At 63.4% G+C, this 25,418-nt stretch carries 28 protein-coding genes; 9 read left to right on the top strand and 19 right to left on the bottom strand.

Going from position 1 to position 25,418, the window contains the following annotated elements; genetic code table 11:
* Nucleotides 1–8 precede the first annotated feature (8 nt).
* The gene (locus LB529_RS10860) at nt 9–686 is read right to left on the bottom strand and encodes an MIP family channel protein (protein WP_224527544.1); all 678 of its coding nucleotides are present in this window, start codon (nt 684–686) and stop codon (nt 9–11) included.
* Nucleotides 687–1,019: 333 nt separating this feature from the next.
* Between LB529_RS10860 and LB529_RS10855 the strand changes: the two genes are divergently transcribed.
* From LB529_RS10855 to LB529_RS10845, 3 genes are all read left to right on the top strand, one after another.
* Nucleotides 1,020–2,312: an RsmB/NOP family class I SAM-dependent RNA methyltransferase gene (locus LB529_RS10855; RefSeq protein ID WP_224711061.1), complete on the top strand. Its 1,293-nt coding sequence runs from the start codon at nt 1,020–1,022 to the stop codon at nt 2,310–2,312.
* A gap of 94 nt (nt 2,313–2,406) precedes the next feature.
* On the top strand, nt 2,407–2,868 hold the full coding sequence (locus LB529_RS10850; RefSeq protein ID WP_140635058.1) for a PaaI family thioesterase: 462 nt from the start codon (nt 2,407–2,409) through the stop codon (nt 2,866–2,868).
* A gap of 131 nt (nt 2,869–2,999) precedes the next feature.
* Nucleotides 3,000–3,638: a 5'-methylthioadenosine/S-adenosylhomocysteine nucleosidase gene (locus tag LB529_RS10845; protein ID WP_224711060.1), complete on the top strand. Its 639-nt coding sequence runs from the start codon at nt 3,000–3,002 to the stop codon at nt 3,636–3,638.
* Between the two features lie 12 nt (nt 3,639–3,650).
* On the opposite strand, the gene LB529_RS10840 is transcribed toward LB529_RS10845, so the two are convergent.
* Nucleotides 3,651–3,968: a hypothetical protein gene (locus LB529_RS10840; protein ID WP_224527552.1), complete on the bottom strand. Its 318-nt coding sequence runs from the start codon at nt 3,966–3,968 to the stop codon at nt 3,651–3,653.
* 87 nt (nt 3,969–4,055) lie between these two features.
* Here LB529_RS10840 and LB529_RS10835 point away from each other — a divergent pair, with 87 nt between their 5' ends.
* The 5 genes from LB529_RS10835 to LB529_RS10815 all read left to right on the top strand — a co-directional run bounded on the left by LB529_RS10835 (nt 4,056) and on the right by LB529_RS10815 (nt 9,687).
* A complete protein-coding gene (locus LB529_RS10835) occupies nt 4,056–4,538 on the top strand; it encodes a MarR family winged helix-turn-helix transcriptional regulator (protein ID WP_224711059.1) in 483 nt (160 codons plus the stop codon).
* Between the two features lie 58 nt (nt 4,539–4,596).
* Nucleotides 4,597–6,162 carry a glutamine-hydrolyzing GMP synthase gene (gene guaA / locus LB529_RS10830; RefSeq protein WP_224711058.1) on the top strand — a complete coding sequence of 522 codons (1,566 nt, stop codon included), beginning with the start codon at nt 4,597–4,599 and terminating at the stop codon, nt 6,160–6,162.
* Nucleotides 6,163–6,371: 209 nt separating this feature from the next.
* Entirely contained in the window at nt 6,372–6,737 is a 366-nt protein-coding gene (locus LB529_RS10825) for a VOC family protein (protein ID WP_224527660.1), read from the top strand.
* Between the two features lie 311 nt (nt 6,738–7,048).
* Nucleotides 7,049–8,941 (top strand): APC family permease, encoded by a 1,893-nt coding sequence (locus LB529_RS10820; RefSeq protein WP_224527662.1) that lies wholly within the window; start codon nt 7,049–7,051, stop codon nt 8,939–8,941.
* Between the two features lie 164 nt (nt 8,942–9,105).
* Nucleotides 9,106–9,687 carry a sigma-70 family RNA polymerase sigma factor gene (locus tag LB529_RS10815; RefSeq protein ID WP_224527665.1) on the top strand — a complete coding sequence of 194 codons (582 nt, stop codon included), beginning with the start codon at nt 9,106–9,108 and terminating at the stop codon, nt 9,685–9,687.
* Nucleotides 9,688–9,690: 3 nt separating this feature from the next.
* On the opposite strand, the gene LB529_RS10810 is transcribed toward LB529_RS10815, so the two are convergent.
* The 12 genes from LB529_RS10810 to LB529_RS10755 all read right to left on the bottom strand — a co-directional run bounded on the left by LB529_RS10810 (nt 9,691) and on the right by LB529_RS10755 (nt 18,869).
* Complete coding sequence (locus LB529_RS10810) at nt 9,691–9,852, bottom strand: hypothetical protein (RefSeq protein ID WP_176477115.1); 162 nt, start codon at nt 9,850–9,852, stop codon at nt 9,691–9,693.
* A 122-nt stretch (nt 9,853–9,974) separates the two neighbouring features.
* Nucleotides 9,975–10,112 (bottom strand): hypothetical protein, encoded by a 138-nt coding sequence (locus tag LB529_RS10805; protein ID WP_224527667.1) that lies wholly within the window; start codon nt 10,110–10,112, stop codon nt 9,975–9,977.
* Between the two features lie 192 nt (nt 10,113–10,304).
* Entirely contained in the window at nt 10,305–10,523 is a 219-nt protein-coding gene (locus tag LB529_RS10800; RefSeq protein WP_095768881.1) for a hypothetical protein, read from the bottom strand.
* 59 nt (nt 10,524–10,582) lie between these two features.
* The gene (locus LB529_RS10795; protein WP_224527669.1) at nt 10,583–11,443 is read right to left on the bottom strand and encodes a class I SAM-dependent methyltransferase; all 861 of its coding nucleotides are present in this window, start codon (nt 11,441–11,443) and stop codon (nt 10,583–10,585) included.
* A 50-nt stretch (nt 11,444–11,493) separates the two neighbouring features.
* Nucleotides 11,494–12,486: a GNAT family N-acetyltransferase gene (locus LB529_RS10790; protein ID WP_224527671.1), complete on the bottom strand. Its 993-nt coding sequence runs from the start codon at nt 12,484–12,486 to the stop codon at nt 11,494–11,496.
* Nucleotides 12,486–13,547: a glycosyltransferase gene (locus LB529_RS10785; RefSeq protein WP_224527672.1), complete on the bottom strand. Its 1,062-nt coding sequence runs from the start codon at nt 13,545–13,547 to the stop codon at nt 12,486–12,488. Before LB529_RS10785 ends, LB529_RS10790 begins: the two co-directional genes overlap by 1 nt.
* 18 nt (nt 13,548–13,565) lie before the next feature.
* Entirely contained in the window at nt 13,566–14,501 is a 936-nt protein-coding gene (locus LB529_RS10780; RefSeq protein WP_224711057.1) for a beta-xylosidase, read from the bottom strand.
* Nucleotides 14,494–15,255 carry a TIGR04290 family methyltransferase gene (locus LB529_RS10775; RefSeq protein WP_224711056.1) on the bottom strand — a complete coding sequence of 254 codons (762 nt, stop codon included), beginning with the start codon at nt 15,253–15,255 and terminating at the stop codon, nt 14,494–14,496. Before LB529_RS10775 ends, LB529_RS10780 begins: the two co-directional genes overlap by 8 nt.
* A 2-nt stretch (nt 15,256–15,257) precedes the next feature.
* On the bottom strand, nt 15,258–16,061 hold the full coding sequence (locus tag LB529_RS10770) for a nucleotidyltransferase family protein (RefSeq protein ID WP_224601075.1): 804 nt from the start codon (nt 16,059–16,061) through the stop codon (nt 15,258–15,260).
* The gene (locus LB529_RS10765; protein WP_224711055.1) at nt 16,061–17,158 is read right to left on the bottom strand and encodes a glycosyltransferase; all 1,098 of its coding nucleotides are present in this window, start codon (nt 17,156–17,158) and stop codon (nt 16,061–16,063) included. The genes LB529_RS10770 and LB529_RS10765 overlap by 1 nt, the downstream gene beginning before the upstream one ends.
* Nucleotides 17,159–17,172: 14 nt before the next feature.
* Nucleotides 17,173–17,769, bottom strand: coding sequence for a histidine phosphatase family protein (locus tag LB529_RS10760; protein WP_224711054.1), 597 nt, complete (start codon nt 17,767–17,769; stop codon nt 17,173–17,175).
* Complete coding sequence (locus LB529_RS10755; RefSeq protein WP_140844510.1) at nt 17,766–18,869, bottom strand: inositol-3-phosphate synthase; 1,104 nt, start codon at nt 18,867–18,869, stop codon at nt 17,766–17,768. Before LB529_RS10755 ends, LB529_RS10760 begins: the two co-directional genes overlap by 4 nt.
* A gap of 152 nt (nt 18,870–19,021) precedes the next feature.
* On the opposite strand from LB529_RS10755, the gene LB529_RS10750 reads away from it, so the two are divergent.
* Nucleotides 19,022–20,770: a hypothetical protein gene (locus tag LB529_RS10750; protein ID WP_224711053.1), complete on the top strand. Its 1,749-nt coding sequence runs from the start codon at nt 19,022–19,024 to the stop codon at nt 20,768–20,770.
* On the opposite strand, the gene LB529_RS10745 is transcribed toward LB529_RS10750, so the two are convergent.
* The 5 genes from LB529_RS10745 to LB529_RS10725 all read right to left on the bottom strand — a co-directional run bounded on the left by LB529_RS10745 (nt 20,771) and on the right by LB529_RS10725 (nt 25,417).
* Complete coding sequence (locus LB529_RS10745) at nt 20,771–20,920, bottom strand: hypothetical protein (protein WP_224544254.1); 150 nt, start codon at nt 20,918–20,920, stop codon at nt 20,771–20,773. It lies immediately after the preceding gene.
* A 114-nt stretch (nt 20,921–21,034) separates the two neighbouring features.
* A complete protein-coding gene (locus LB529_RS10740; protein ID WP_224711052.1) occupies nt 21,035–22,069 on the bottom strand; it encodes a UDP-glucuronic acid decarboxylase family protein in 1,035 nt (344 codons plus the stop codon).
* A 23-nt stretch (nt 22,070–22,092) separates the two neighbouring features.
* A complete protein-coding gene (locus tag LB529_RS10735) occupies nt 22,093–23,202 on the bottom strand; it encodes a glycosyltransferase (protein ID WP_224544255.1) in 1,110 nt (369 codons plus the stop codon).
* Nucleotides 23,199–24,293 carry a glycosyltransferase gene (locus LB529_RS10730; RefSeq protein WP_224551593.1) on the bottom strand — a complete coding sequence of 365 codons (1,095 nt, stop codon included), beginning with the start codon at nt 24,291–24,293 and terminating at the stop codon, nt 23,199–23,201. Before LB529_RS10730 ends, LB529_RS10735 begins: the two co-directional genes overlap by 4 nt.
* On the bottom strand, nt 24,290–25,417 hold the full coding sequence (locus LB529_RS10725) for a glycosyltransferase (protein WP_095768867.1): 1,128 nt from the start codon (nt 25,415–25,417) through the stop codon (nt 24,290–24,292). The genes LB529_RS10730 and LB529_RS10725 overlap by 4 nt, the downstream gene beginning before the upstream one ends.
* Nucleotide 25,418 lies beyond the last annotated feature (1 nt).

The following is a 25,418-nucleotide window of genomic DNA, read 5'->3' as shown; positions in this document are numbered from 1 at the left end:
AACTGCGGTCAGTCTTTTTCGAAGACGCCGGCCTTGGCGACGACGCCGGCAATCGCGCCGCCGACCAGCGGCGCGACGATGAACAGCCAGAGCTGGCTGAGCGCAGCGCCGCCCGAAAACAGCGCCGGGCCGATCGAGCGCGCCGGATTGACCGAGGTGCCGGTCACCGGGATCATGGCGAAGTGGATGCCCGCCAGCGTCAGTCCGATGGCCAGGCCGGCAAAGGCGGTGGTGTGCTTGGCGTTGGTGACGCCGAGGATCACGGTGACGAAGGTGAAGGTGCCGATCAGCTCCCACAGGAAGGCTGAGCTCATGCCCCATTTCGTTTCGTCCCAGCCATTGGCGCCGAAGCCGCCGATGTGGCCGCCGACCTGGCCGGAAACGATGATCCACAGCGCCAGCGAGGCGATGATGGCGCCAATGATCTGCGCGATCCAGTAGGGGACGACATCCTTGGCCGGCATCCGCCCCGCCAGGAACACGCCGAGCGTCACCGCCGGATTGAGATGCGCGCCCGAGATCGGGCCGATCGCATAGGCCGCGGCGATCAGGCCGATGCCGAACGCCAGGCCGATGCCTTCCTGTCCGAGCGGCAGCGCGCCGCCGAAGCCGCCCGTGACCACGGAGGCGGTGCCGATGAACACCAACAAAAACGTGCCGAGAACTTCTGCCAGATAAGTCTTCATTGCCCTCTCCTCATAGGATCCGTCGAAACCGCGTTTCCTGCGTCGCGAATCACTACCGGAAGAGTATTCCTGCCGGAAACACTTGAAAAGCTTGGAGGTTAAGCCGGTTTGCTTTCTTGCAGGCGTCAATCAAAAACATTAGAAGTCTTTCATGTTCTGATCGATTGTTCTTGTTTCCTGACTCGGGCTCCCACCAACGGAAAAATCGTTCGGCCAAATGGGCCGGTCTTGAAACGCCATTTCATCGGCAAACCGAACGGAACTGTTTCAATCCTGGCCGGAAAGGCTTTATGAGCGGGCTGGAACCGATTTGTAACAGCTACGGAAAACGGGATGCGACTGGGCGGAAGGCTGGCGGCGGCCATAGAGGTTCTTGAAGACATCGGCCGGCGTCACCGGCCGGTGGCCGACGCCCTGCGCGATTGGGGCCTGTCGCATCGTTTCGCCGGCGGCGGCGACCGCGCCGCGATCGGCAACATCGTTTATGATGCGCTGCGCCGCAAACGCTCGGCCGGCTGGCTGTTCGGCGAAGACACGCCGCGCGCTATCGGCTTCGGCGCGCTTCTGTTGGAATGGGGCCAGACGGCGCAGTCGCTCAACGACGCGCTCGACGGCGACAAATTCGCGCCGCCGCTGCTCAGCGCGTCCGAGTTGAAAGCGGCTGCCGAGCGCAGGCTTGGCGAGGCCCCCGATGCTGTGCGGGCCGATATCCCGGACTGGTGCGCGCCGCTGCTCGAGCAAGCCTATGGCGACGCCTGGGTCAAGGAAGGCGCCGCCCTGGCGCAGCGCCCGCCGCTGGACCTGAGGGTCAACACGCTCCAGGCCGATCGCGCCAAGGTGCTGGCCGAGCTCCAGGGCACCGGTGCCGCGCCTACGGCGATCGCGCCGCATGGCATCCGCATCCCGCCGGTCGACGGCGACGGCCGGCATCCGAACGTGCAGGCCGAGCCTGCCTTCCAGAAAGGCTGGTTCGAGGTGCAGGACGAAGGCTCGCAGCTTGCCGCCGCGCTTGCCGGCGCCGAGCCCGGCATGCAGGTGCTCGATTATTGCGCCGGCGCCGGCGGCAAGACGCTGGCGCTGTCGGCCGAGATGGACAATCGGGGCCAGCTCTTTGCCCATGACGCGGAGAAGGTGCGGCTGGCGCCGATCTTCGAGCGCATCCGCCGCTCACACAACCGCAACGTCCAGGTCGTCAGCAAGCCCGCGGAGCTTGCGCCACTCGCCAACCATATGGACATCGTGCTGATCGACGCGCCCTGCACCGGCAGCGGCACCTGGCGGCGGCGGCCCGACGCCAAATGGCGACTGACGGAAAGGCAGCTCGATGCCCGCAAGGCAGAGCAGCAGGCGATCCTCGACACCGCGCAAGCCTTCGTCAAGCCGGGGGGCCTGCTGGTCTACGTCACCTGTTCGGTGTTCGACGCCGAGAACGGCGAGCAGGTCGCGGCATTCCGCGAACGCCATGCAGGCTTCGCGCCGGTCGATCATCGCCAGCTGTGGGACAGCCGCTTCCCGGGCCATGAAGGGGCCGCGCGCATTGCCGATACCGGCGGTATCTCGCTGTCGCCGGCGCTCAGCGGCACCGACGGGTTCTATCTCCACGCCTTGCGCAGGACTGCCTCTTGAAGACAGCCGGGCTTTTGTTGCGCTGCAGCATAAAAGATTGCCTGTCTTGCCTGGCTCTGCAATAAACTTCGCCAGCAATGTGAGGCAAAGCGCCATGGCGGCAGCCAAGATCGTACCCGCTCCGGATTTCGAGGAACGCGTCAGGGCGTCCTTTGCCCGCCAGGAGGCGATGGCGACAATCGGCGCCGAGCTGACGCTGGTGACGCCTGGCATCATCGAGATCGAGATGCCGTATTCCGCCTCGCTGACCCAGCAGCACGGTTTCCTGCATGCCGGCGTCATCTCCACCGCGTTGGACTCCGCCTGCGGTTACGCGGCCTTTTCGCTGATGCCGGAGAATTCCGGCGTGCTGACCATCGAGTTCAAGGTGAACCTGCTCGCGCCGGGCAGGGGCGAGCGGTTCCTGTTCCGCGGCTCCGTGACCAAACCCGGTCGCACCATCATCGTCGCCGACGGCCAGGCCTACGCCTTCGCCGCCGACGGCGAGGCCAAGCTGATCGCCACCATGACCGGCACGATGATGACGGTGGTCGGCCGCGACGGGATAGAGGGGTGAGGAGCGGTCCGCGCAGCGGACGAAAAGCCCCCAAATGGGCTTTTCGAGCGACGAACGCCCGGAGCCATAGCGAAGGCGGCGAGAGCACGGTGTCCCTTTCGCGTCGTCGTAGCAAATAGGGGTAAAGCTTCATGACTATCGAAGTGTCACGCCTGTCGCAAAAATCCGTTCTCTTCGTCATGGCGGCCGAGGCCGAATACGGCCCGCACCTGAAAAACCTGTTCACGCCGCTGATGACCGGCGTCGGTCCGGTCGAGGCCGGGGTCAGGCTGGGCGCCGAGCTCTCGGCGTTGAAGGCTGAAGGAGCGCTTCCGGACCTGGTCGTTTCGCTGGGCTCGGCCGGCAGCCGCAAGCTGGAACAGACCGAAATCTACCAGGCCGTGTCGGTGAGCTATCGCGACATGGATGCCTCTCCGCTTGGCTTCGAGAAAGGGGCGACGCCTTTCCTCGACCTGCCGGTGACGGTGCCGCTGCCTTTCGTCATCCCGGGGATCAAGACCGCCTCGCTTTCGACCGGCGGCGCGATCATTTCCGGCGTTGCCTATGACGCCATCGATGCCGACATGGTCGACATGGAGACCTTTGCCTGCCTGCGTGCCTGCCAGCTGTTCGGTTTGCCGCTGATTGGGCTCCGCGGCATTTCCGACGGCGCGGCCGATCTCAGGCACGTCAACGACTGGACGGAATATCTGCACGTCATCGACGAGAAGCTCGCCGCGGCCGTCGCCCTGCTGGAACAGGCGATCGGCGGCGGCCTGCTTGGTGGCTGACTGCCGGTTGGATCAGGCAGCAAGGCGTTGCGGATCGCCGAAATCGATGCGTGAAATGCGTCCACGGGAGGCGCCTGTTGCATCGATATAGTCGATTGCCCCCGCTGTATGATCGAGTTTCCACGCGCCGGCGGGGCCGTTTTTCCATTCGACCTTGTAGCCGTCGTCAAGCAGCGTCCAGGTCCCGTGAAAGCGCGTGCCATCCGGCAGGAGCATGTGCGCCCGATCGTCGGTTTCATAGTGGATGAAGGCGTTCTTGCCGCCCATGTCGATGACATGCGTGGTTCCGACCATGATAATGGCCAGCGTGTCCCTGTTCAGTATCGTCATTGTTCCTGTCCGCGGGTTTGCGTTTCTCGAATGGCCTCGACGCCAAGAAGATCGTCAAGTATCTTGACCATACGGAGTTCGAATTAAATGGTCAAGGAGCTTGACGAAGAAACTGACGGGCTGCCCGATCACGTCGGTTGGCGGCTGTGGCAGGCGAGCCGTGCCTGGCAGGCGGAATTTGCCGCTGCCATGCGGGCCGCCGGCCACGCTTGGTTCAGCGAAGCGCGTGCCGGGCTGCTTGGACACATCCCGCGCAACGGCACGCGCCAGTCGGCATTGATCGAGCGCGCGGCGACCTCCAAGCAAGCGGTTCAGCAATTGCTCGACGGGCTGGAGGCGGAAGGCGTGCTGGAGCGATTGCCCGATCCACGGGACGGGCGCGGCAAGCTCGTGCGCTATACGCGCAAAGGCCTGGATGCCTTGCGCGACGGCGATCGCATCAAGCTTCAGATCGAACGCAGCTATATCGATCGCATCGGCGAGCAGCGGTTCGCGGCGCTGATGGACGCCTTGCGCTCACTTGATGCCGGGCAGGGCGATGCATCGGGAGAAGCACCAGCATCGAAGTGAACGGCGCGACCGCGCACAACCCATTGCGCCGACTCGTTTCTTTCTCTAAAGGCTCGCCATGACGACGACAGCCAATCATCCCGACACCGTTCTGATTGTCGATTTCGGCAGCCAGTTCACGCAACTCATTGCCCGCCGCATCCGCGAGGCCGGCGTCTTTTCCGAGATCGTGCCGTTCCAATCGGCCGAATCGGCCTTCCAGCGCATCAAGCCGAAAGCGGTGATCCTGTCGGGCGGCCCGGCCTCGACCACCGATATCGGCAGCCCGCGTGCGCCGCAGATCGTCTTCGATGCCGGCGTGCCGGTGCTCGGCATCTGCTACGGCCAGATGGCGCTCTGCGTGCAGATGGGCGGCGTCGCCGAAAGCTCAAACCACCGCGAATTCGGCCGCGCCTTCGTCGAGATCGAGAAGGAGAGCCCGCTGTTCGAAGGCCTGTGGGCGCCTGGCCAGCGCCACCAGGTGTGGATGAGTCACGGCGACCGGGTCATCGAGTTGCCGCCGGGCTTCAAGGTGCTCGGAAAGTCGGAAAGCTCGCCCTTCGCGATCTTCGGCGATATCGAGCGCAAGATGTACGGCATCATGTTCCATCCGGAAGTGGTGCACACGCCGGACGGCGCCAGGCTGCTCAGGAACTTCGTCCACAACATCGCCGGCATCGAGGGCGATTGGACGATGCGCGCCTATCGCGAGCACGCTGTGGAATTGATCCGCAAGCAGGTCGGCAAGGGCAAGGTCATCTGCGCGCTCTCGGGCGGCGTCGACTCCTCGGTCGCCGCACTTTTGATCCACGAAGCGATCGGCGACCAGCTGACCTGCATCCTCGTCGACCACGGTTTGATGCGCAAGGACGAGGCCAAGGGCGTCGTGGAGATGTTCCGCCAGCACTACAACCTGCCGCTGATCCTGGTCGACGCCTCCGACCGCTTCATCTCGGCGCTGGAAGGCGAGGCCGACCCCGAAAAGAAGCGCAAGACCATCGGCCGCTTGTTCATCGAGGTGTTCGAGGAAGAGGCGAAGAAGCTCGGCGGCGCCGATTTCCTGGCCCAGGGCACGCTTTATCCCGATGTCATCGAAAGCGTCTCCTTCTCCGGCGGTCCGTCGGTGACAATCAAGTCGCACCACAATGTCGGCGGCCTGCCCGAACGCATGAACATGAAGCTGGTCGAGCCGCTGCGCGAACTGTTCAAGGATGAGGTGAGGGCGCTCGGCAAGGAGCTCGGCCTCCCCGAAAGCTTCATCGGCCGCCATCCTTTCCCCGGCCCCGGCCTTGCCATCCGTTGCCCGGGCGGCATCACGCGCGAAAAACTGGAGATCCTGCGCGAGGCCGACGCCATCTATCTCGACGAGATCCGCAAGGCCGGCCTCTATGACGCCATTTGGCAGGCCTTCGCCGTGCTGCTGCCGGTGCAGACCGTGGGCGTCATGGGCGACGGCCGGACCTATGAATTCGTCTGCGCGCTGCGCGCCGTCACCTCGGTCGACGGCATGACGGCGGACTTCTACCACTACGACATGAACTTCCTCGCCGCCGCCGCCACCCGCATCATCAACGAGGTCAAAGGCATCAACCGGGTGGTGTATGACGTGACGTCGAAGCCGCCCGGGACGATCGAGTGGGAGTAACAGGAAGTACCATGGAGTAGGCATGGGATAGCAGGATGTATAAGCGATCGGAGACCAGCGACAGATAAAAATCGAGCGACGCTGCTCCGCAGGCGGTAGAAGCCCAGGTCGTGTCCTCATCAGCCGACCCGCAGACTATTGGCCGCCAATGCCAAGGAACCACATTCCCATCGGCCAGTTCACTTTCTATGGTGAAAGGAGCACGGGCCATGGCATCCGTCCGATACATTGTGACAGACGTTGACAGTTCGGTCGCGTTTTATCGCGATAACCTCGAGTTCGAGGTTGACATGCACAACCCTGGCAAGTTCGCAGCGCTCATTCGCGATGATCTCACGCTTTACCTTAGCGCTCCGGGGGCAGGCAGTGGAGGAACTGCTGGCGGCAAACCAGAGCCTGGCGGGTGGAACCGATTCATGATCGTCACGAAGGACATAGATGTCGTCGTCGGCCGGTTGAACGATGCAGGCGTCAAATTCAAAGGAGAAATCAGCGAGGCGGGAGCTGGTCGCGCCAGACTTCTGGAAGATCCGTCGGCCAATCTGGTTGAGCTGTTTGAATTCAAGAAGAAATGAATGGGCGCGCAGATCGTCAACAACGACGTTCATGTTCATGCGCTTCACAGGTCCGACCGAATGCAGCTGAGGGAGCTGCCCGGCTGGCATTGAAGTGCGTGGCCGCACTTGATGCCACAGTCGCTGAAACCAAGCAGACAAGCAATCGGAGCCCTCGCGCTGCGCGACAGCCCCATAGCGCCACGAGATCCGCTCGCGGCCGGTGATTCCTAGCGACCGGCCCATTCCCGCCCGCCCTCAGAATCGGAAGGCGCAGTCGAGGAACATTCTTCTCCCCGCGCTATTCGGGAGAAGTTTCTCGGGACAACGACATGTCGATACTGGGCTGGATTCTCGGCCGGCGCCTGGCAAATCAGGAACAGTCGCAACGCAAGATCGGCGTGTTCGAGGGCGTGCCGGCAATGGGCCTCGATGGGCTGGGTTCGTCGGCCTATGGGCCGGAAGCGGCGCTCACGATCCTGATCCCGCTCGGCGCGGCGGGTCTCGGCTATATCGGTCCGATCATGGGCGCCATAGTCGGTTTGCTTGCGGTCCTTTATCTTTCCTACCGCCAGACCATCGCCGCTTACCCCGGCAATGGCGGAGCTTATATCGTCTCGCGCGAAAATCTTGGCCGTGACGCCAGCCTGCTCGCCGCCGCCGCGCTGATGGTCGACTACGTGCTCAATGTCGCCGTAGGCATCTCTGCCGGCGTCGGCGCGCTGGTGTCGGCGCTGCCTTCGCTGCATGCCTACACGCTTTGGCTCTGCCTCGGGATCCTGCTTTTGGTAACCGTCGTCAACCTGCGCGGCACGCTCGATGCCGGCCGGTTGTTTGCCCTGCCGACCTATCTGTTCGTTGCGAGCTTCCTGGCGATCCTGGCGATCGGCGTCTCGAAGACGCTTGCCTCCGGCGGTCAGCCGGTGCCGGCAATTCCACCGCCGCCCCTGCAGCAGCCGTCCGAAACGGTAAGCCTGCTCCTCTTGATGCACGCCTTTGCCAGCGGCTGCACGGCGATGACCGGCGTAGAGGCGGTCAGCAACGGCATGACCGCATTCAAGGATCCGCCCGTCAGGCACGGCCGGCGCACGCTGGCGGCGATTTGTCTGATCCTTGGACTGCTGCTCGGCGGCATCGCCTTCCTGTCGGCACGCTACCGCATCGGTGCGATGGATCAGGAGAAGGACGGCTATCAGAGCGTGCTGTCGCAGCTTGCACATGCCGTCGTTGGCGACGGGGTCTTCTACTATGTCGCCATCGGTAGCCTGCTTTGCGTGCTGGCGCTTTCGGCCAATACAAGCTTCGTCGATTTCCCCCGCCTTTGCCGCATGGTGGCGGAAGACGGGTATCTTCCCAAGCCCTTCGCCATGGTTGGCCGCCGGCTCGTTTTCTCGATCGGCATCCTTTACCTCGCCTCGTCGACAGGACTGCTGCTGGTCGTGTTCGGCGGCATCACCGACCATCTGATCCCGCTTTTCGCCATCGGCGCCTTTCTGACCTTCACGCTGTCGCAGACCGGGATGGTGATGCACTGGGTAAGGGCGCTTCGCACGACCAAGGATACGAGCCGGACGGGCAACCGGATGCATCTGGCGATCAACGCGTTCGGCGGCATAGTCACCGCGCTGGCGCTCATCGTGATTGTCGTCGCCAAATTCAGGGAAGGCGCCTGGATCACGGTGATCGTCATCCCGGTTGTGATCCTCCTGCTGCGGCTGGTGAGGCGCTATTACGACCAGCTCGAGGCAAGTCTGCGCGAGCCCGGGAAAGTCGATTTGAGCAGCACCGAGCCCCCTGTCGTTCTTGTCGTGACCCAGCAATGGAACAGGATGGCGGACAAGGCGCTCAGCTTTGCCTTTCACCTGTCCGAAGATGTCATCGCCGTCCATGTGGCGCGGCTGTCGGGTGAAGAGAGCGACGAAGAGCGCGCAATTCGCGGGAGGTGGTCGCAGGATGTGGAAGCGCCGGCGAGGGCGGCTGGCCTGCGCCCGCCACGCCTGCTTCTCCTCAAAGCCGACTACCGGCTGATGTACGAGCCGTTATTGAAGGAGATCAAGGCGCTGCGCGGCGAGTTCGACGGCCGCACCATTGCAGTGCTGCTCCCAGAGGTCGTGCCCCCCAATTGGTGGCAATATATGCTGCATACGCAGCGCGCTCGCCGATTGCACGCCAAACTGCTCGAGTTCGGCGGATCGGACATCGTGATCATTTCCATGCCTTGGTAATCGAGGAACCGAAGATCGAGGCGGCCCGTTGAATGTTGCCACTCCCTTCGATCACGCCACCTCACCAAAAGTTTGGCCGAGCGATGGAAAACAGGAACGTTCCGATTTCTCAAACATTCTCCCTAGTCTGCACTGCGTAATTCCTACTTGCTGGGGCCGGAACATTGTCATTCAGAGAGCATAATCTGCCGAACCCCAGCACCGAGGAGATCTCCATCGTCAACCTCATTCCTGCCTTGCGGGCTTTTGCGCGGACCTTCTGTCGCGTGCCCGACGATGCCGACGATCTTGTACAGGAAACGTTGACCAAAGGGCTCTCCAACCTGGACAAATTCGAGCCCGGCACGCGCCTGAAGTCCTGGCTCTTCACCATCATGCGCAACACGCACTACACGCGTGTCAAAGCGGCGGCCAGGGAGGCCCCCGGGCTGCTCGACTGCGCCTCCAGCCGGCCGATTTCGGAACCGTCCCAGGATTGGTCCGTGCAAAGCAGGGAAGTGCATCAAGCCATCCAGAAGCTGCCGTCCCATCAGCGTGAGGTCTTGATGCTGATCGGCGTACTGGGCGTAAGCTACGAAGAAACCGCGCAAATATGCGGTTGCGCTGTCGGCACCGTCAAAAGCCGCCTCAACCGCGCCCGTGCCGGCGTTCTGGAATTCCTCGGAGAAAGCTCGCCGCAAGCGCTGATCGAGCCACGACGTCAACTTTCGGACAATCATTGGGATACAGAGGGCGCGAGGCGCTAAATCCTACCGGCGCTGGGCTGCTGTCATGACTTTGGCCTCTCTCATCAACGAGGCCCAATTCAGACCGAGCAGAGAAACAAGTTCGAGCGCTTGCGCTTCGGTGATGCCCGTCTGCGCGACCAGCCGCCGAACGAGTTCGTCCACTTCCGGAGTTCTGCCAGCCATCGGGATGATCCCCAATCGGCTACAACGACTAACTTATGTTAAGGTTCCACCGATCACGCGACAGCGAGCGATATCGTGCCTTCCCGTCTCCAAGGAATGCCGCATCCTTGCTGGTGACATCTTCAACCGCGCTCACCCGCCATGTCGCCTTTGCGCTTTTCGATCAGAGCGTTCTGCAGTTCGAGTGCAAGCCTTGTCAGCCGGTCAGGGACCTCCTCCCGCTCGATAGCGTTCAGCAGCGATGCGATCTCCTGGTCCAAGCTCTGGATTACCCGGGCGCAAAGGTCGCGCTGACTCCTGTGAGACATGGCATTCTCTTAACAAACAGAGGCCCCTTCAAATCTCACAGAGGCATAGCCGACCGGCCTATGCAAGGCGCTTGCCGCAGGCTGTGGGGTTTCCGGTCCGTTGTCCCCGGATTTTGCGGCAAGAGGTGATCTGGAAACATCAGCTCAATCCTTGGGAAGGCGGTTCGCAGCGTGATCCTGATACTGATCGGATTTGATCCGGTTGCCGTCCAGACCTCGTTGCTCGGTGTGCTGCTTCTTGTCCCGGTTGGACAGCACGTCGTTCTCGCCGACCATGTCCTTTGCAAGCGTCGTCTTGGCTCCGGTTCCGGAACCCTTGCCCTGGCTGCCGCGGCCCATCTGTTTCTTACCGCCGGATGCCATCTGCTTCTCCCTGTTCTGCTGGCCTGGAACTGTTCGGTGACCGAACTGCCGCCGGTGCGTTATGTTCCGCCGTCACGACGGACAAGAAAGACCATGCCGTCCCAACTGCCGAACGGCATTTCGCCGTCGACCACGAGGTCCATGCCGCATGCATGAGAAAGACGGCTGATGTCGCCGGAATCGATACCCGGCGATGTCCGATAGGAATAGTTGAGGATCGCTGCCATTCCTCCCCGCCGCAGCACGCGCGCGATCTCGATGAAATGCCGCTCGGCAATCCCGGCGAGCACCAGGTAAGGAAAACTGTCCAGGGCCAGCACGCCGTCAAAGCTTGCATCGGCGAAATCACCGAGATCAAGGCCTGAGGTCAGGTGAAATTCCACATTGGCAAGGCCGGCGCATCGCCGGCGCGCGATTTCGATCATCCGCGACGAGATGTCGATGCCGACGACATATCCTGTGTGGGTGCCGAGCGCATGTTCGAGACGCCCGATGCCGCAGCCGATGTCGAGTATGTGCTTATGGGCACCAAGGAAACCCTGCTGTTCCAGCCATGCGACAATCTCGGCGGTGGTGGTCGACAGCCTGTGCTCGTCGCCAAGCGAGGACAACTGGACGCTGGCCGCGGGAGATATGGCGGCCGCCCGATCGAAGCTGCCGGCCAGCCGTTTGACGGTCATGGCGGTCGGTTCGCTATCCGGCCAGTCATGCGACACGCAGGCAGCCGCTCTGCGGACCTTGTCGAAGGCGTCCGCCTTGCCACGAAGCATCGTGGCGACCTCCTCCAGCCAGCATCGCCGGGGAGCATGGCTTGGACGCATGTCCAGCGCGATATCCGCCAATTGCGCCACGCTGGTCGTCTTGTCGGTATAAACGGCCAATCTGGCCAGCGCGTTGTCGACGGAAAGGCCGTCCGTCATGCAATCCTCGAGCAAGCGCCTGGCAATCGCACCGGGTTGGCTCGCGACGTTCACGGCGACGCGCTCCTGGTCCACACCTTCTGCGCCGTCCAGCGGTCCTTCGCGCCCCAGCCATATTTGTAACCTTCCCTGCCGCGCAGGAAATCGAACTCCAGCGCGCCCTCGCTGGCGGCTCCGGTGATGGCATGCCCGATCAGAATCGCGCCGGGGCTTTCGTCGGCATAGGCCGGATCGAAACCGCCAAGATAGGCATAGGCCCGGTCGCGGTGATGAAAACCGTAATAGGCGCCGACGACGGCATCGTCGATCTGGATCGTCAAGCATCGCGCCATGCCGTTATCGGCAAGCCGCGGCAGGGCCCGGCGATGAAATTCCACAGCCGTGTCGGACAGGACGCCACCGCCATGGCGGGTCCAGCGCGCGCCATGCAGTCGGATGAGCCTGTCGAGAAATGTCTGCGGATCGGATTCGCCGCGGCTGACAATGACGGCTCCTTTTCGCCGGGCAGCTCTCTCGGCGCGGCGCAACTGACGCCTCCGTCTCGCCGGAACCGAGCGGGCCAGAGTCCGATCGCCGTCGAGCAACAGCACAGGACAGGCCGCGTGCGCCATCGATCGGCGCTCTTCGGCATTCGGCAGCTCAAGGCTCAGCGATATGGCGTCGGCCGAGAGATCGGGCAGGATCCACTGCGACCATTCCAGCGACAGCGCCGCTTCGGCTATGGCGGCCTCAGTCTCCGCCTTCAGTTCCGGCGCGCACAAAATGTCGAGATAGTCGCTCAGCGAAATTCCGATGGGGAGCATTCGCTGACCGCCATCATGCCTTTCGATATAGAGCGGCGCCAGTCCGGCGAGTTCGTCTCCGCTCCACACGGCAATTGCGGTGAGATCGCCTGGCGCGAATGTACGCCACCAGGGAATGAGCCAGGCAGGAGACTGGAACGGCGTGGCCGAGATGCTCCGTCCCCAGAGCTGCCACCAGCACGGCTCAAGGTCCTCGAACGTCCCGGGATCGCGAATGATCTCGGTGCGCAGACCGCCCATTAGGCGGTCCCCAGCAAGGCGCGGCGGGTGCCAAGCTTCGCCAGCGCTTCGTAAGCATCCATGTAGGATGTGACCATGCGCTCAAGCGAGAAGCGGCGGCGCGCCTCGGCCCGGCAGGTCTCATGGTCCAGCGCTCCAGAATGGACGATGGCCTTAGCCATCTCCTCGACGTCATTGACCAGAAATCCGGTTCTGCCATGCTGGACGACATCGGGAAGGGCGCCATTCGGGAAAGCGACGACCGGCGTGCCGCAGGCAAGCGCCTCCATCGCGACAAGCGAGCTTGTTTCGGCGGCAAGGCTGGGGACGACCAGGCAGCGGGCGGCGTTGAGCAGCCGCCGTTTGGCGCGAAACCCCAGCGGCCCGAGAAAACGCCGCTGCCGATCGAGGCGAGGACGGACCTCGTCGGCGAAATAGCGCAAATGTGTCTCATAGGGATAGACCTGGCCGGCGATCGCCAGGGGAGTGCCGGCGCGCTTGGCTGCCTCGATTGCGAGATGGATGCCCTTTTCGGGACAGACGCGGCTGAGCACCAAAGCGAAATCGAGCCGCAACCGGGGCTCGTTCAGCGCATCGATATCGACGCCGTTTGGAATAGGCTTCGCAAGTCTCGACCCTGCCGGCGCAGTCCTATGCTGCGCCTCCGAGACCGCGTGCAGCCACAGGTCCTCGCGCGACGGCGCAAGCACTTCGGAGGGATACCAGCCCAGCGGCAGGTGCAACGTCACCAAGGTTGGGCCGTCGGTGGGCAGATAGGCATCGAAGTCGATGCCGTGGAGGTGAACGACGTCGATAGGCCAGCGCGCCCGGGCGGCCGCGATCGCGTCGCGATGCGCCTGCTGGGCCCGGTCCTTCGCCGCCTTGTCGAGCACGCCTGCTTCGGCCGGTGTTTCGACCAGGACGCCGGCCGTCTTTGACCTATGGCAGGCGACGACAACCGACCGGTGGCCTTTCTCAACCAGCGCCCGGTCCAGCGCCGACAGCACCTGCTCGGCGCCGCCGACCGCATCCGGCCCGACAGGCGCGAGGGGGTAGGCGACGTTGAGGACAGTCAGTGTCATCGCCGATCGAGCCGGGATTCACCATGCCGCCGACACGCGCCGCGTTCGTGTCATGTCGTCGCTGATCGCAGGAGCGTAGCGGCGGATCATCGCGGCGCAGAATTCGGCGAATTCCTCGGGCACCTGCGGCGGACTTGTGTGGTGGGGCTGAAGACCCCGATGTTCAGGCGTGAAGCAGAAGGTCACCGTGACGTTGAAGTCGGCGAGCGCTTCCATCTGGCGATCGAACCAGCCCAGCGCGTTCGGCCGGAAGCTGTCCGCCCAAGACAGGCCAGTGCGCAGGTGCGTCACGCCCAGTCGGTGCATCCAGGCTACGGCATCATCCAGCCGATGGTCCTCGAAATGGAACCACTGTACCAGGCCCATTTGCGGGGTGTGGCGCACGAACTCCTCGAGTGCCGGCTTGGGCGTGCCGTCCTCGCGCAGCAGGCCCATGTAGAAGTGCCTGTAATAGGACGAGCCTTCCGCCTCGCGATGGCGCGTCGTCGCCTCCCATGAACGCGGCAGGTCATAGAGGCTGTACCACTGCACCCGCGGTGCGATTCCAAGCAGCAGCTCGGCCGTGCGGCGCAGGCCCCAGAGCTGGATCTCCTCGGCGCCGAAGGTCGACACGCCGACTTCGCTGACCCAGATCGGCAGATCGGTGATGGCGGCGATCTCGCCGAGCTTCTGCGGCCATTCGTTGATTTGCCAGAGATTCCAGTCGAGCGGGAAGCCATGCACCGCGACGGCGTCGACATGGTCGAGCACGCCGAAATCCTTCATGCGTGTCATGAAGCCGGCATCGATCGGCGAAATACCGCCCAGCACCTTTGTGACGGCCGGGTTTTCCCGGTCGATCGCATCGGCGGCCAGGATTGCCATCGAGGCAAAACGGCTCCAGTCCGGATCGAGCTCGGGATCCCAATGCGATTTGTTGTTGGGCTCGTTCCAGATCATCGCGGCTTCAATCATCGGCCTCTCCTTTCGCGGGATAGACGGCGGCGCCGTCGGACGGATTGCCCGCCGCACGGCAGAAATAGACCTCGTCCTCTGGGTGCAGCACGATTTCGAAGCCGGCGCTGCGCAGCATCGCTTCGGTGCAGGCACGGTTTGGAATCCACCAGTTGGTCGGGTCGTCCGCATAGCGATGCTCGATGAAGTGCAGTTTCGGAAATTCAGGTCGATCGAAGAGCTCGCGTGTCCAGAAATGGTAGTTCTGTTCGAGCGGCAGGACGTCCCCGCTGCCCCTCTGCATCGACTGGAAGATCATCAGGTCGCCTGCGACATGCGCGCGGATCAGGTCGAGCGCCAGCAGCGGATGGCGCAGGTGGTAGAGCACACCCATGAACAGCACGATGTCGAAGCGCTCGCCAAGCGCCCCGACGTCGTAGACGGACATTTCCCGGAATTCGATATCGCAGCCGGCGATCTCGGCGGCGAAGCGCGCCTGGGCGAGGTAGGCCTGGTCGAAATCGATGCCGAGCACGCGGTCGGCGCCGCGCTTCTTCATCTCGATCGAATAGAAGCCGGCGTTGCAGCCGATATCGAGCACGGACATGCCCGAAAGGTCAGTCGGAATGGCATCCGCGAATTTGCGCCATTTGATCAGTGGATAATTGCCGAGGAAATGATCAGGCGCGGTTTCCACGCCCGCAAGCTCCATATTGTGGAACCACGGTCCCAGTGCGTCGATGCGGCGGCGTATTTCCGTGCTGGAATGCAGCATGGCTAAGCTCCTTCGCCTGGAAGGGTTGGCACCGTTGAGAGATCTTGCGATGCGAGCATCGGCGGGGTCTCATCTTCAACGGCATCGTTGCTTTCGAGCAGCCTGAGCGCCGTGCGATATCCATCGAAAGTGCCGACGTCGACATAGGCCGTTCCGGCCTTTACGCCGTAAGCCTCGCCTCCGGCTGCGAGATAGGCGTTGACCAGCGTGCCGAAATACTCGTCGAAGCCCTCGCGCTGGCGCCACAGTGCCGCGAGCTGGTGGAAGATACGGCCAGGCATCTTGAAGGCGCCCCAGACCCAGTTTGTTGCGGCATCAGCTTGCTTGACCTGGATTTGCTCGACACGTCCGCTCTGATCCAGGACGACGGCGTCGAACAGTTCCGGGCGATCGACCGGAAACATCAGAAAGGACAGCCGGTCGTCGGCCAGGCGGCAGAAGCCGTCCTCGGGGAACCAGATGGTGTCCGGCAGGCCGATCAGGACCGTTTCTTCCGGCGTGACCAGCGGCTCGGCACGGAAGATCGCATCGCACAGTCCGATCGGGGAGGGCTGCGCGACGAAGATTGCTGCGGCGGTGTCATAACCCGCGGCATAATATTCGAGAATGTCCGACTTGCCGGAACCGATGATGAAGCAGATGCGGTCGACGCCGTTTCGGACCATCCGCCGCACCAGATATTCGCTCACCGCGCAAGGGCGCTCGGTCTGCCCGTCCAGCCGGCTGCCGACCGGCAACAGCTCCTTGGAAAAACCCAGCGGCTGAATGCGGCTGCCGCGGCCCGCGGCAGGCACGATCCCCAACATCAGACGGCTTCCTCCATTGCTCCATCTGCCATGGACGCGGCGGCGTTCAAGATGCGATCGAGTTCGGCGGCGCGGTGCGCGGACGTGTGCTCGTCGAGCACGCGTTCACGGGCGCGGCGGCCAAGCGCCTCGATTTCGTTGTCCGACAGGCCAAGCGCGGCGACGACATCGCCGGTAGTGTGTGCCAACAGAATCTCGCTGCCGGGCGTGAAGAAGCTGTCGAGGCCGGCCCAATCGTCGGAGATGATCGCGGCGCCGCAGGCGGCTGCCTCGAACAGCCGGCCTGACGGGCACCAGCCCTTGCGCGCCATCGCCTCGCGGGTGACGTTCAGCGTCAGGCGCGAGGAGGAAAAGAAGGCGGGGTGATCCGCAGGCGGCAGGTGCCTGACGAAGAAGATATTGCCGCTCCATGGAAAGTCCGCTGGATATTGTGCGCCGCCGATGATGAAGCGGCGGTTCGGCAGTTGGGCCGCTGGAGCTACGAGCAGTCTTTCCACGGCCGCCTGCCGGTCCTCGGCATAGGTTCCGAGATAGGAGAGATCGCCGGCGAACTCGGACCGTGGCGGGGCTGGCCGGTGCCGGTTGGGGTCGACATGTCCGTATAGCGGCAGGACATGGCGCACGCCGAGAATACCCTTCAGCGCATCGATCGCCGGTCCTCCGGTATAGCTCAGGATCAGGTCGAAATCGCGCAGGCCATCCGGCTCGAAATAGGCCGGATAGTCACCTTGCTCGATTCTCGCCAGCGTTACCGGTGTATCGAGATCGTAGAACACCTTCAGCCCGCGACAGCTCTCGTTGGCGAGCCGCGAGGCCCTCACGGCGTCCGGACAATAAGAGGTGACTATGACCACGTCGGCCTGCCGTATCGCGGCCTCAGCCTCATGGCGGATACTCTCCCAGTCCGGGTAGAGAATGATGTTGCAAGCGTCGAGTCGGTCGAGGTCCCTGGCACCGGCGTAATAGGGCGTGTCGCGCTCGAAGAAGCTGATCGACCAGCCAAATGGGGCCAGAGCGCCTATCAGCCCGCGCCAGAGCGTGGCATGGCCGTTGCCCCATGAGGACGTGACGGTGAGACCGAATATGACCATGCGCATCGCCAGCCGCTCCGTCAGGGGAGTTCGTTGAGGCGAATGAGCTTGGAACCCCAGTCGCCATGAACGACTGTGGTGACCGAGGCCGGCGCAATATCGAAGCGGAAGCAGTCGCCGAGCTGCAGGCCGAGAATCGCGCAGACGGCTGCCTTGATGACGTCGGCATGGCTGATAAGGGCGATGCACTGACCCTGCCCATTCTCGCGCAACGCGTCCATCAGGCCGACGATCCTGTGTTGGACATCCAGCATCGTCTCGCCGCTCGGCGTACGGGCGCTCTGGCGCTGGTCGTTCCAAAGCCGCCAGCTTGCGTCGCCGTTCAGTTCTTCGAAGGTCTTGCCGGACCACTCGCCGAAGTCGATCTCATCGAGTTCTTTGCGAATCGAGATCTTCTCGACCCCGCAGGCGATCGCGATCGGCTTCGCGGTCTCCAGCGTGCGTTCGCGCGGACTGCTCAAGATGGCGGCGAGCGGCTCGCGCGCCATGCGGCGCGCGAGATGCAGCGCCTGCGCCTGTCCGGCCTCGCCGAGGCGAACGCCATCGAGCCGCCCGGCCAAGTAGCACCCGACATGATCATGAGCCGCGTGGCGGATGAGAAAGAAAGTCGTGGTCATTCGGCGGCATCGAGCAACGGCTCGTCCCCTCCGGCGATGAAGGCCAATGTGCGCAGCCGCGCCTCGGCGTCGGTGAACTGCTGGGGCGGCGACTTCATGAAGTAGCTGCTGGGGCCTGTGAGCGCGCCGGCAATGCCACGGTCGAGGGCCAGCTTTGCGCAGCGGACGGCGTCTATGACCACGCCCGCGGAATTGGGCGAATCCCAGACCTCCAGCTTGAGCTCGGCATTGAGCGGCACGCCGCCGAAGGTGGTGCCTTCGACCCGTATATAGGCCCATTTGCGGTCAGTCAGCCACGGGACATGGTCACTGGGACCGACATGGATGTTGCCGGCCTCGAGCGGGACGTCGATCTGGCTGGTGACGGATTGCGTCTTGGAAATCTTTTTCGATTCCAACCGCTCGCGCTCAAGCATGTTGAGGAAGTCGGTGTTGCCGCCGAAGTTGAGCTGATAGGTGCGATCGATGCGCACGCCGCGCTCCCGGAAGAGATTGGCGAGCAGCCGGTGCACGATTGTTGCGCCGACCTGGCTCTTGATATCGTCGCCGACGAGGGGAAGACCGCGCTCCTCGAAGCGCTGGCGCCATTCCGGCCGCGAGGCGATGAAGACAGGAATGCAATTGACGAAGGCGCAGCCGGCCTCAAGCGCGCATTCGGCATAGAAGCGCGTCGCCTGTTCGGAGCCGACCGGAAGATAGGATATCAGCACCTCGACCCCGCTCCCCCGCAGCCGGCCGGTTACGTCTGCGACCGGTTCATCCGACTCTTCGATCTCGTCCCGGAGATATTTGCCGATGCCGTCGAGTGTTGGGCCGCGCTCCACACGGACGCCGGTCGGCGCGACATCAGCAAAACGGAAGGTGTTGTTGGGCGCGGTGTAGATCGCTTCCGCCACATCGCGCCCAACCTTGTTTTTCGCGACATCGAAGGCGCAGACGACCTCAATGTCGTCGACATGATAGCCGCCGAGGTCGGCATGCATCAGCCCGGGGATAGGCTCGTTGCCGTTGGCGTGGCGATAGTAGGAGAGACCTTGCACAAGAGATGACGCGCAATTGCCCACGCCAACGATGCCGATGCGAACTTTCTTCGATGTCACGAAACCGCTGCCTCTTTGCTGAAGGTAAGTTCCTCGCGCCGAACCGGGAGCGACCTCGAATGTTCCTTCGCGCCGCGAAAAATTGCTAAGCCGGATCTCGGATCAAAGAGGCGCCGCTTCGCGTTGGCGGCCAGACGGGGGATAGGAGCCGCATGATCGTCTTCGGCGACCACAAGCGAACGCGCAGCGCACAACAGCTGAGGGAAGCTGCCTTGGCCGCAGCGGCAGCACTCGGCGATCTGCCCGCCGGTATCGAACGTCACGCCGCCGTGGTCGATCTTTTCGTCAGCGCCTCCGAACTTGTGCAAGGCCTTGCCGATGCGGAATTCGACACCAGGGGTGCCGATTGCAATTCGTCGACACAGAAGCTGGGGTCGGAAATTCTCGTCGAGTTGTCGGAGGAAGTGCTGCGATCCTGGCAACAAGGATTTGTCAGGAGCGGAGCGCTCGACCCGTTGCTGCTTGCGAAGCTTGCCACCATCGACTGTAGCAGCGAAATAGTTACCGGCCCGGCCGAAGGCTACGCGCTTTATGCGCTATATCCGGAAACCTATCTGCTTGCGGCGCTGCAGTCGGGCCTCGACGCAAACACCTGCGTCATCGGGATCCGCGGCGTCGGTCTCGGCCTCGCGGCGATGGTCGCCGCCGCGCTGCATGCGCCGCCTCCTGTCAGTGTACGGCCGATCGGGCACCCGTTTAGGCGCCACATATGCGCCACGCCCGAACTCCTCGGCGGCTGGCGCGACAGAGCTCACGCCAAATTTGCCATCGTTGATGAAGGTCCGGGCCTCTCCGGCAGTTCCTTTCATGCTGTCGTTGCCTGGCTGCGCCGGCAGGGCATCGACCAGGAGCGCATTCATCTGTTCCCGAGCCACCGCGGCGGGCCGGGCGTGCAAGCTTCGGCAGACATGCAGGCTATTTGGAGCCACTGCTCGCGCCATGTCGCGGATTTCGAAGCGGCCTTCGATGGATGCGTCGCGCCGAACCTTCGCCACTGGGTGGCGAACCTGCTCGGCAAGCCCGATGTCGAACTCTGCGAGATTTCCGGCGGCGAATGGCGCAAGCATATTTCCACGCCGCCGGAGCATTGGCCTCCGGTGTTTGCCGGCTTTGAGCGGCGAAAATTCATGGCACGGGCGGGCACGGAGCGTTGGTTGGTCAAGTTCGCCGGTCTCGGCGGGACCGGGCAGCACAAGCTGCACACGGCGAGGTGGGTGCACAGGGCCGGTTTTGGAACGCAGCCCGCCGGACTCTGCCACGGCTTCCTGATCGAGCGTTGGACAGAGGCGGACAGGCTGGATCGGACAGAGCTGGCCAGGGACCTGCTGGTCGAATGGCTTGGACGCTATCTCGGCTGGCGCGCTGCCGCGTTGCAGACCGAAGAGGCCGGCGCGTTGCTGGAGAGGCTTGCAGACATGGCCGTGCAAAACTGCAGGGAAGCCTTGGGGGAAGGGCCGGCCGAAGCATTAAAGGGTTGGTTCGCCCGCCACTCCTCACATCCCTTCCTGCGGAGGATCGAGATCGACGGACGCCTGCACCCGTGGGAATTTCTGGTTAGGCCGGACGGAACCCTGCTCAAGACGGACGCCGTCGACCATTGCCGCTCGCACGACATTGTCGGCTGTCAGGACATAGCCTGGGACATTGCAGGCGCGACGGTGGAATATGAGCTTTCCGCCGCCGAGCTTTCGCGGCTCATCCAAGGCATTGAGGCACAAATGTCGCGTGCCGTCGATCTTTCTTTGGTGGACTACATGGAGCCCTGCTATCTCGCCTTTCAGCTTGGGCTATGGACGATGGCCGGACAGTCGACACATGGCGATGAGCGGGTAAGGGCCACGCGCGCCGCCGACCGCTACGAAACCGGGCTTTCGCGTTTTATCGAGCGCGCGAGGACCTGATCAGTCCAGCCTGCGCAGCATGTCCGCTTCCTGTTCCAGAATTGTGGCCACTTCCTCGCGCTGCAGATGTGTCATCATGAGGCTGACGCAACATTCGAGATAGGTGATGGAGGCTCGCCGCAGGAACGCGGCGGTTTCGGCGGCCGCCATCTGGTCGATGTCCTTGATTGGTCGCTTCGGCTGCACAGTTCTTCTCCATGACGGTTGTCATGTCCAACCGCAATCCCGGTCGGTTGTTCCGCTACGGCGAAAGAAGCCACCGCCTCAGAGCTGAAGGTTCCGAACTTTTCCGGCCTCAGTCCTGTTGACCGGAGCGATGGGCTCCATCGCGAGGTCGTCGAGGCTCGAGAAAAAGGCTATGGTTTGCAGCAGGCCTTGCCTGAGAGGCACCTTGGGCGACCAGCCGAGAAGCGCCCTTGCGCGGCCTATGTCGGGCCGCCGGCGGCGCGGGTCGTCCTGCGGCAAGGGCAGGAATTTCACGGGCGATTTGGTGCCGGTCAGTTCCCGAACCAGCTTTGCCAGTTCGAGGATCGAAAACTCGCCGGGATTGCCCAGATTCACCGGCTGTCGCGGATTGGGATCGACATCCATAAGGCGCCGCAATCCTTCGATCATGTCGCTGACATAGCAGAATGACCGGGTTTGCCGGCCGTCGCCGAATATCGTCAGCGGCCGTTTCTCGATCGCTTGCATGACCAGGTTGGACACGATCCGGCCGTCGGCCGGGTCCATTCTGGGACCATAGGTGTTGAAGATGCGGGCGATGCGAATATCGGCCATCTCAGCCCGCAGATAATCGAAGCAGAGCGTCTCCGCGGTGCGCTTGCCTTCATCATAACAGGCGCGCGGTCCTGTGCAGTTGACGTGACCGACATAGTCCTCGCGCTGTGGGTGCTCTTCCGGATCGCCATAGACTTCGCTGGTCGACGCCTGCAGGAAGCGGGCGCCGTTGCTTGCGGCGAGCTCGAGCAGATTGAGCGTTCCGATCACACAGGTGCGCGTGGTGTGGACCGGATCGGCCTGGTAGCGGGGCGGCGATGCCGCGCAGGCCAGGTTGAAAACGCGGTCGACAGTCTCGCCGAGTTCCAGCGGGACGCAAACGTCCTGCTCGATCAGCCGGAACCGGGCTTGGCCGATCAGCGAGCTGACATTCTCCATTCGGCCGGTAAGAAAGTTGTCGACGCATATGACGCGATACCCTTCGTGAAGCAAGGCCTCGCATAAATGCGAACCGAGGAAACCGGCACCGCCGGCGACAAGCGCCGTCTGTGTCTGCTGAACCCTTCTTGATCGCCGCATCTGCAAAGTCTCCTGTCTGCTATTCATGCTGCACTTTCCACGTTCAGATCGATCGCCGCGCGCGCATGGACAGACTGGGTCAAAGCCTGAACGAATTCACGCGCCCGAGCGCCGCCGGTGTGGCTTGCAAGCACCGCCTCGCGTGCCGAACGGGCCATATCGAGTCTGGCCCGCTCCGATTTGGCTGTGAGGATTTCCTGCACGTCGCCGGCACTGGCTGCGGTCTCGATCGTCGATTCCGGGAAGAAGCTATCGAGACCGGGCCAGCGGTCGCTGATGATCGGTGTGCCGCAGGCAGCGGCCTCGAAGAGCCGCACGCTGGGCGACCATCCTGCCGCGATCATCGACGCGCGCGTAAGGTTCAGCGTGTAACGCTGGCGGCTGTAGAAGGCGGCATGTTCGGCGGGCGGCAGGTGCTCGATCCGCTCGACATTGTCCGGCCAGGCGATATCGGACGGATATTGCGAGCCGGCGACGACGAAGCGGCGCTCCGGCAGGCGCCGCGCCGGCTCCAGCAGCAGCGTTTCGAGGGCGAGCTGCCGGTCGGCGCTGTATGTTCCAAGATAGCCGAGATCCCATTCGATCGCGTCTCTGGTGCGATGGTGTCGCTTTGGATCGACCGAGCAGTAGAGCGGCTCCGTTCGGCGGGCGCCGAACTCCGATCTGAGGCGCTGCAACGTCGGTCCGCCGGTGAAGGAGAAGTAGACGTCGAAATAGGGGATCTGCCTGCGGGCAAGGTAATCGCAATCGTCCTCGGCAACCCGCGCCAGCGTCACCGGCGTGTCGATGTCGTAAAAGCAGAACTGTCCAGTACACAGCGAAGCGAGGTCGTCGATGATGGCCCTGCCTTCCGGCACGAAGGAGCCTATCACCACCGCGTCGGCACGCTGCAACTCCTGCCGGTGATTGCGGGGCAGCTCCGAGACTGTCTGGTAGTAGCGCAAGTCGCAGAAATCGGGGTCGCGCAGGTCCCGGTGATGCGCATACCAGGGCACGTCGCGTTCGAGGAAGGTGACGCGATGGCCGAGCTCGTTGAGCGCACGCAGCAGTCCCCGGAAAGTCGTCGCGTGGCCGTTGCCCCAGGATGAGGATAACGAAAGTCCGAGGAAAACGATGTCGAGCGGTTTCGTCATTCCGCGGCCTCCATTGCCCGGCGCTCGAAATGCGCCTTGAAGATGTCGTCCACCAGCCGGGCTCTCAGCGTGTAGGTATGCTCGGCCAGAACGCGCCGCAGCGCTGCGGCGCCGATCGCCTTCGCCCGTTTCGGGGTCAGCGTGCGCACGATCTCGGCGACGTCGGCGCCGTCCCGTGCGACCAGGATCTCTTCGCCTGGGGTCAGGAACAACTCGACGCCGAGCCAAGCATCGGTGATTAGGCATGCGCCCGCGCCCGCCGCTTCGAAGACACGTGTCGCGGGCGAAAACCCGTTGGCCGCCATGCTGTCGCGGCTGATGTTGAGCACCGCCTTCGGCGTCACGTTGAAAGCGTTGTGATCGCGCGTACCGACATGGCCGAGCCACGAAACGTTCGCCGGCAAGGGCTTGTCGCCCCAGCCGGATCCGCCGAGCAGGAAGCGTTGGCTGCCAAGCACACGGGCCGGATCGAGGAAGAAGGCGTCGACGCGCGCCTCGCGGTCGGGCAGCCGATTGCCGAGGAAAGCCAGGTCGCAGGCAAAGCGCGGATTCGCGGCGACCGGATGATGTGTCTCAGGATCGAGCGCGTTGTAGATCGGCACGCATTCCGCGGCGCCGAGCGCGCGATAGTCCCAAACCACAGGATCGCCGCCGCCATAGGTCAGCACAAGGCCGATCCTCTTCAACGCCTCATGCAGCGGGTGTTCGGCATGATTGCGCAGCTCGCTTAGGGTCGCCGGCGCATCGACGTCCCAGAACACGGTCAGCGCATCCGGGCGAGCGTTGTCGAGAACCGCATGCAGCAGCGCCTCGTCCTCGAAGCCGACGCCGCTTGCCTTGACCACGACGTCTGCCTGCGCGGCGCGCGAGGCGACCTGCATCAGCGCATGCGCTGTCGGCTCATAGACGACGACGCTGCACCAGTCCGGCGCCTCGATATCGCGATGCTTCTGGCGATCGTAGACATCGGGCTCATAGAAGACGATGTCATAGCCGCGCTTCGACAACGCCTTGAGCAAGCCCCGATAATAGGTGGCCGCGCCGTTCCAGTAGGACGACAGAAGGCTCGATCCGTAAAAGGCGATCTTCATGCAACGGCCTCCCTTGCAGGTTTGATTTCAGCGACCTCGCGATTGCCGCATGCGGCGAGGATGTCGAACAACTCGTCGACGCGGTGCCGGCATGTGTGGCGCGCAAGGATGGTTTCCCGGCCGGACGCAGCCAGCGCCTCCGCACGCTGGCTGTCGTTCAGCACGTCGCGAAGGTGATCCCGCATCTCGGCGCCGTTCCGGGCGAACAGGAAATCCGTGCCGGCACGGAACAGTCCTTCGACATCCGACCATGGCGCCGAGACCAGCGGAATGCCGCAGGCCATCGCCTCGAACATGCGTATGGTCGGAATGCCGGGCAGGCTCTCCCGATAAGGCCGGCGGGGGATGTGCATGGTGACGCGATGCCGGGCGAAGCTCTTCGGCACGTCGGCATTGGCAATCCAGCCATCATAGCGCAGCCCTGCCTCGGCAAGCGCGGCTCGGGCGTCGGTCGGATAGCGCACGCCGTGCACCGTTCCCGACAGCGCGAGAGCGCTCGCCGGCTCGATCAGGAACTCGGCGATCTCGGCGCTGCGTTCGTCGTCGCCCCAATTGCCGATCCACACGAGGTCGGAGACGGGCTCGACATCCGGGCACGGCTTGAACAGCCGGTCGTCCGCCGCCTCATGCCAGGTGAAGACCCGTTTGCCCCAGCCGGCGCGAAGATAGCTCTCGCGCAGCACCTCGCCGAAGACCAGCACTCCGTCATAATGCTCGAGCTGAAGTGCCGCTATCGCCTGCGTCGCCGATACGGCGCGGTGATGAGTGTCGTGGAACAGGAGCGTGAAATTGCCATAGGCTCGCGCCTGTCCGATGCGCGCGACAAGATCCTTGTCCGTCCATTCGTGGACGATCACGACATCCGCGCCGGCGAGCCAGGCTTCGTGTGCGAAGCCGGGGCCATAGGTCAGCGCCATCAGCTCCGGGAAATCCTTGCGGAAGCGCTCGACAGCGAAAGGGCCTTGCTCGGCAAGCAGATTCGATCGGCTCCAGCCGTCGGCGGGTTCCAGCGCGACCGCCTCGTGTCCGCGCGCGACGAGCTCGCGCATGATGCCGCGCTGGAAATGCGCGTTGCCGTGATTCCAGTCGGAAACGGCGGAGTGGGTGTAAAACAGGAAGCGCATG

Origin of the sequence: Mesorhizobium sp. CA5 (assembly GCF_020165105.1) — a bacterium.
Classification (GTDB): domain Bacteria; phylum Pseudomonadota; class Alphaproteobacteria; order Rhizobiales; family Rhizobiaceae; genus Mesorhizobium.
This window is presented reverse-complemented; position numbering and strand designations above follow the sequence as displayed.

Excerpts from the sequence above, each read along its gene's own strand:
- LB529_RS10860 (WP_224527544.1), bottom strand. The coding sequence starts at position 686 with ATGAAGACTTATCTGGCAGAAGTTCTCGGCACGTTTTTGTTGGTGTTC.
- LB529_RS10855 (WP_224711061.1), top strand. The coding sequence starts at position 1,020 with ATGCGACTGGGCGGAAGGCTGGCGGCGGCCATAGAGGTTCTTGAAGAC.
- LB529_RS10850 (WP_140635058.1), top strand. The coding sequence starts at position 2,407 with ATGGCGGCAGCCAAGATCGTACCCGCTCCGGATTTCGAGGAACGCGTC.
- LB529_RS10845 (WP_224711060.1), top strand. The coding sequence starts at position 3,000 with ATGACTATCGAAGTGTCACGCCTGTCGCAAAAATCCGTTCTCTTCGTC.
- LB529_RS10840 (WP_224527552.1), bottom strand. The coding sequence starts at position 3,968 with ATGACGATACTGAACAGGGACACGCTGGCCATTATCATGGTCGGAACC.
- LB529_RS10835 (WP_224711059.1), top strand. The coding sequence starts at position 4,056 with ATGGTCAAGGAGCTTGACGAAGAAACTGACGGGCTGCCCGATCACGTC.
- guaA (WP_224711058.1), top strand. The coding sequence starts at position 4,597 with ATGACGACGACAGCCAATCATCCCGACACCGTTCTGATTGTCGATTTC.
- LB529_RS10825 (WP_224527660.1), top strand. The coding sequence starts at position 6,372 with ATGGCATCCGTCCGATACATTGTGACAGACGTTGACAGTTCGGTCGCG.
- LB529_RS10820 (WP_224527662.1), top strand. The coding sequence starts at position 7,049 with ATGTCGATACTGGGCTGGATTCTCGGCCGGCGCCTGGCAAATCAGGAA.
- LB529_RS10810 (WP_176477115.1), bottom strand. The coding sequence starts at position 9,852 with ATGGCTGGCAGAACTCCGGAAGTGGACGAACTCGTTCGGCGGCTGGTC.
- LB529_RS10800 (WP_095768881.1), bottom strand. The coding sequence starts at position 10,523 with ATGGCATCCGGCGGTAAGAAACAGATGGGCCGCGGCAGCCAGGGCAAG.
- LB529_RS10795 (WP_224527669.1), bottom strand. The coding sequence starts at position 11,443 with ATGACGGACGGCCTTTCCGTCGACAACGCGCTGGCCAGATTGGCCGTT.
- LB529_RS10790 (WP_224527671.1), bottom strand. The coding sequence starts at position 12,486 with ATGGGCGGTCTGCGCACCGAGATCATTCGCGATCCCGGGACGTTCGAG.
- LB529_RS10785 (WP_224527672.1), bottom strand. The coding sequence starts at position 13,547 with ATGACACTGACTGTCCTCAACGTCGCCTACCCCCTCGCGCCTGTCGGG.
- LB529_RS10780 (WP_224711057.1), bottom strand. The coding sequence starts at position 14,501 with ATGATTGAAGCCGCGATGATCTGGAACGAGCCCAACAACAAATCGCAT.
- LB529_RS10775 (WP_224711056.1), bottom strand. The coding sequence starts at position 15,255 with ATGCTGCATTCCAGCACGGAAATACGCCGCCGCATCGACGCACTGGGA.
- LB529_RS10770 (WP_224601075.1), bottom strand. The coding sequence starts at position 16,061 with ATGTTGGGGATCGTGCCTGCCGCGGGCCGCGGCAGCCGCATTCAGCCG.
- LB529_RS10765 (WP_224711055.1), bottom strand. The coding sequence starts at position 17,158 with ATGCGCATGGTCATATTCGGTCTCACCGTCACGTCCTCATGGGGCAAC.
- LB529_RS10760 (WP_224711054.1), bottom strand. The coding sequence starts at position 17,769 with ATGACCACGACTTTCTTTCTCATCCGCCACGCGGCTCATGATCATGTC.
- LB529_RS10750 (WP_224711053.1), top strand. The coding sequence starts at position 19,022 with ATGATCGTCTTCGGCGACCACAAGCGAACGCGCAGCGCACAACAGCTG.
- LB529_RS10745 (WP_224544254.1), bottom strand. The coding sequence starts at position 20,920 with ATGGCGGCCGCCGAAACCGCCGCGTTCCTGCGGCGAGCCTCCATCACC.
- LB529_RS10740 (WP_224711052.1), bottom strand. The coding sequence starts at position 22,069 with ATGCGGCGATCAAGAAGGGTTCAGCAGACACAGACGGCGCTTGTCGCC.
- LB529_RS10735 (WP_224544255.1), bottom strand. The coding sequence starts at position 23,202 with ATGACGAAACCGCTCGACATCGTTTTCCTCGGACTTTCGTTATCCTCA.
- LB529_RS10730 (WP_224551593.1), bottom strand. The coding sequence starts at position 24,293 with ATGAAGATCGCCTTTTACGGATCGAGCCTTCTGTCGTCCTACTGGAAC.
- LB529_RS10725 (WP_095768867.1), bottom strand. The coding sequence starts at position 25,417 with ATGCGCTTCCTGTTTTACACCCACTCCGCCGTTTCCGACTGGAATCAC.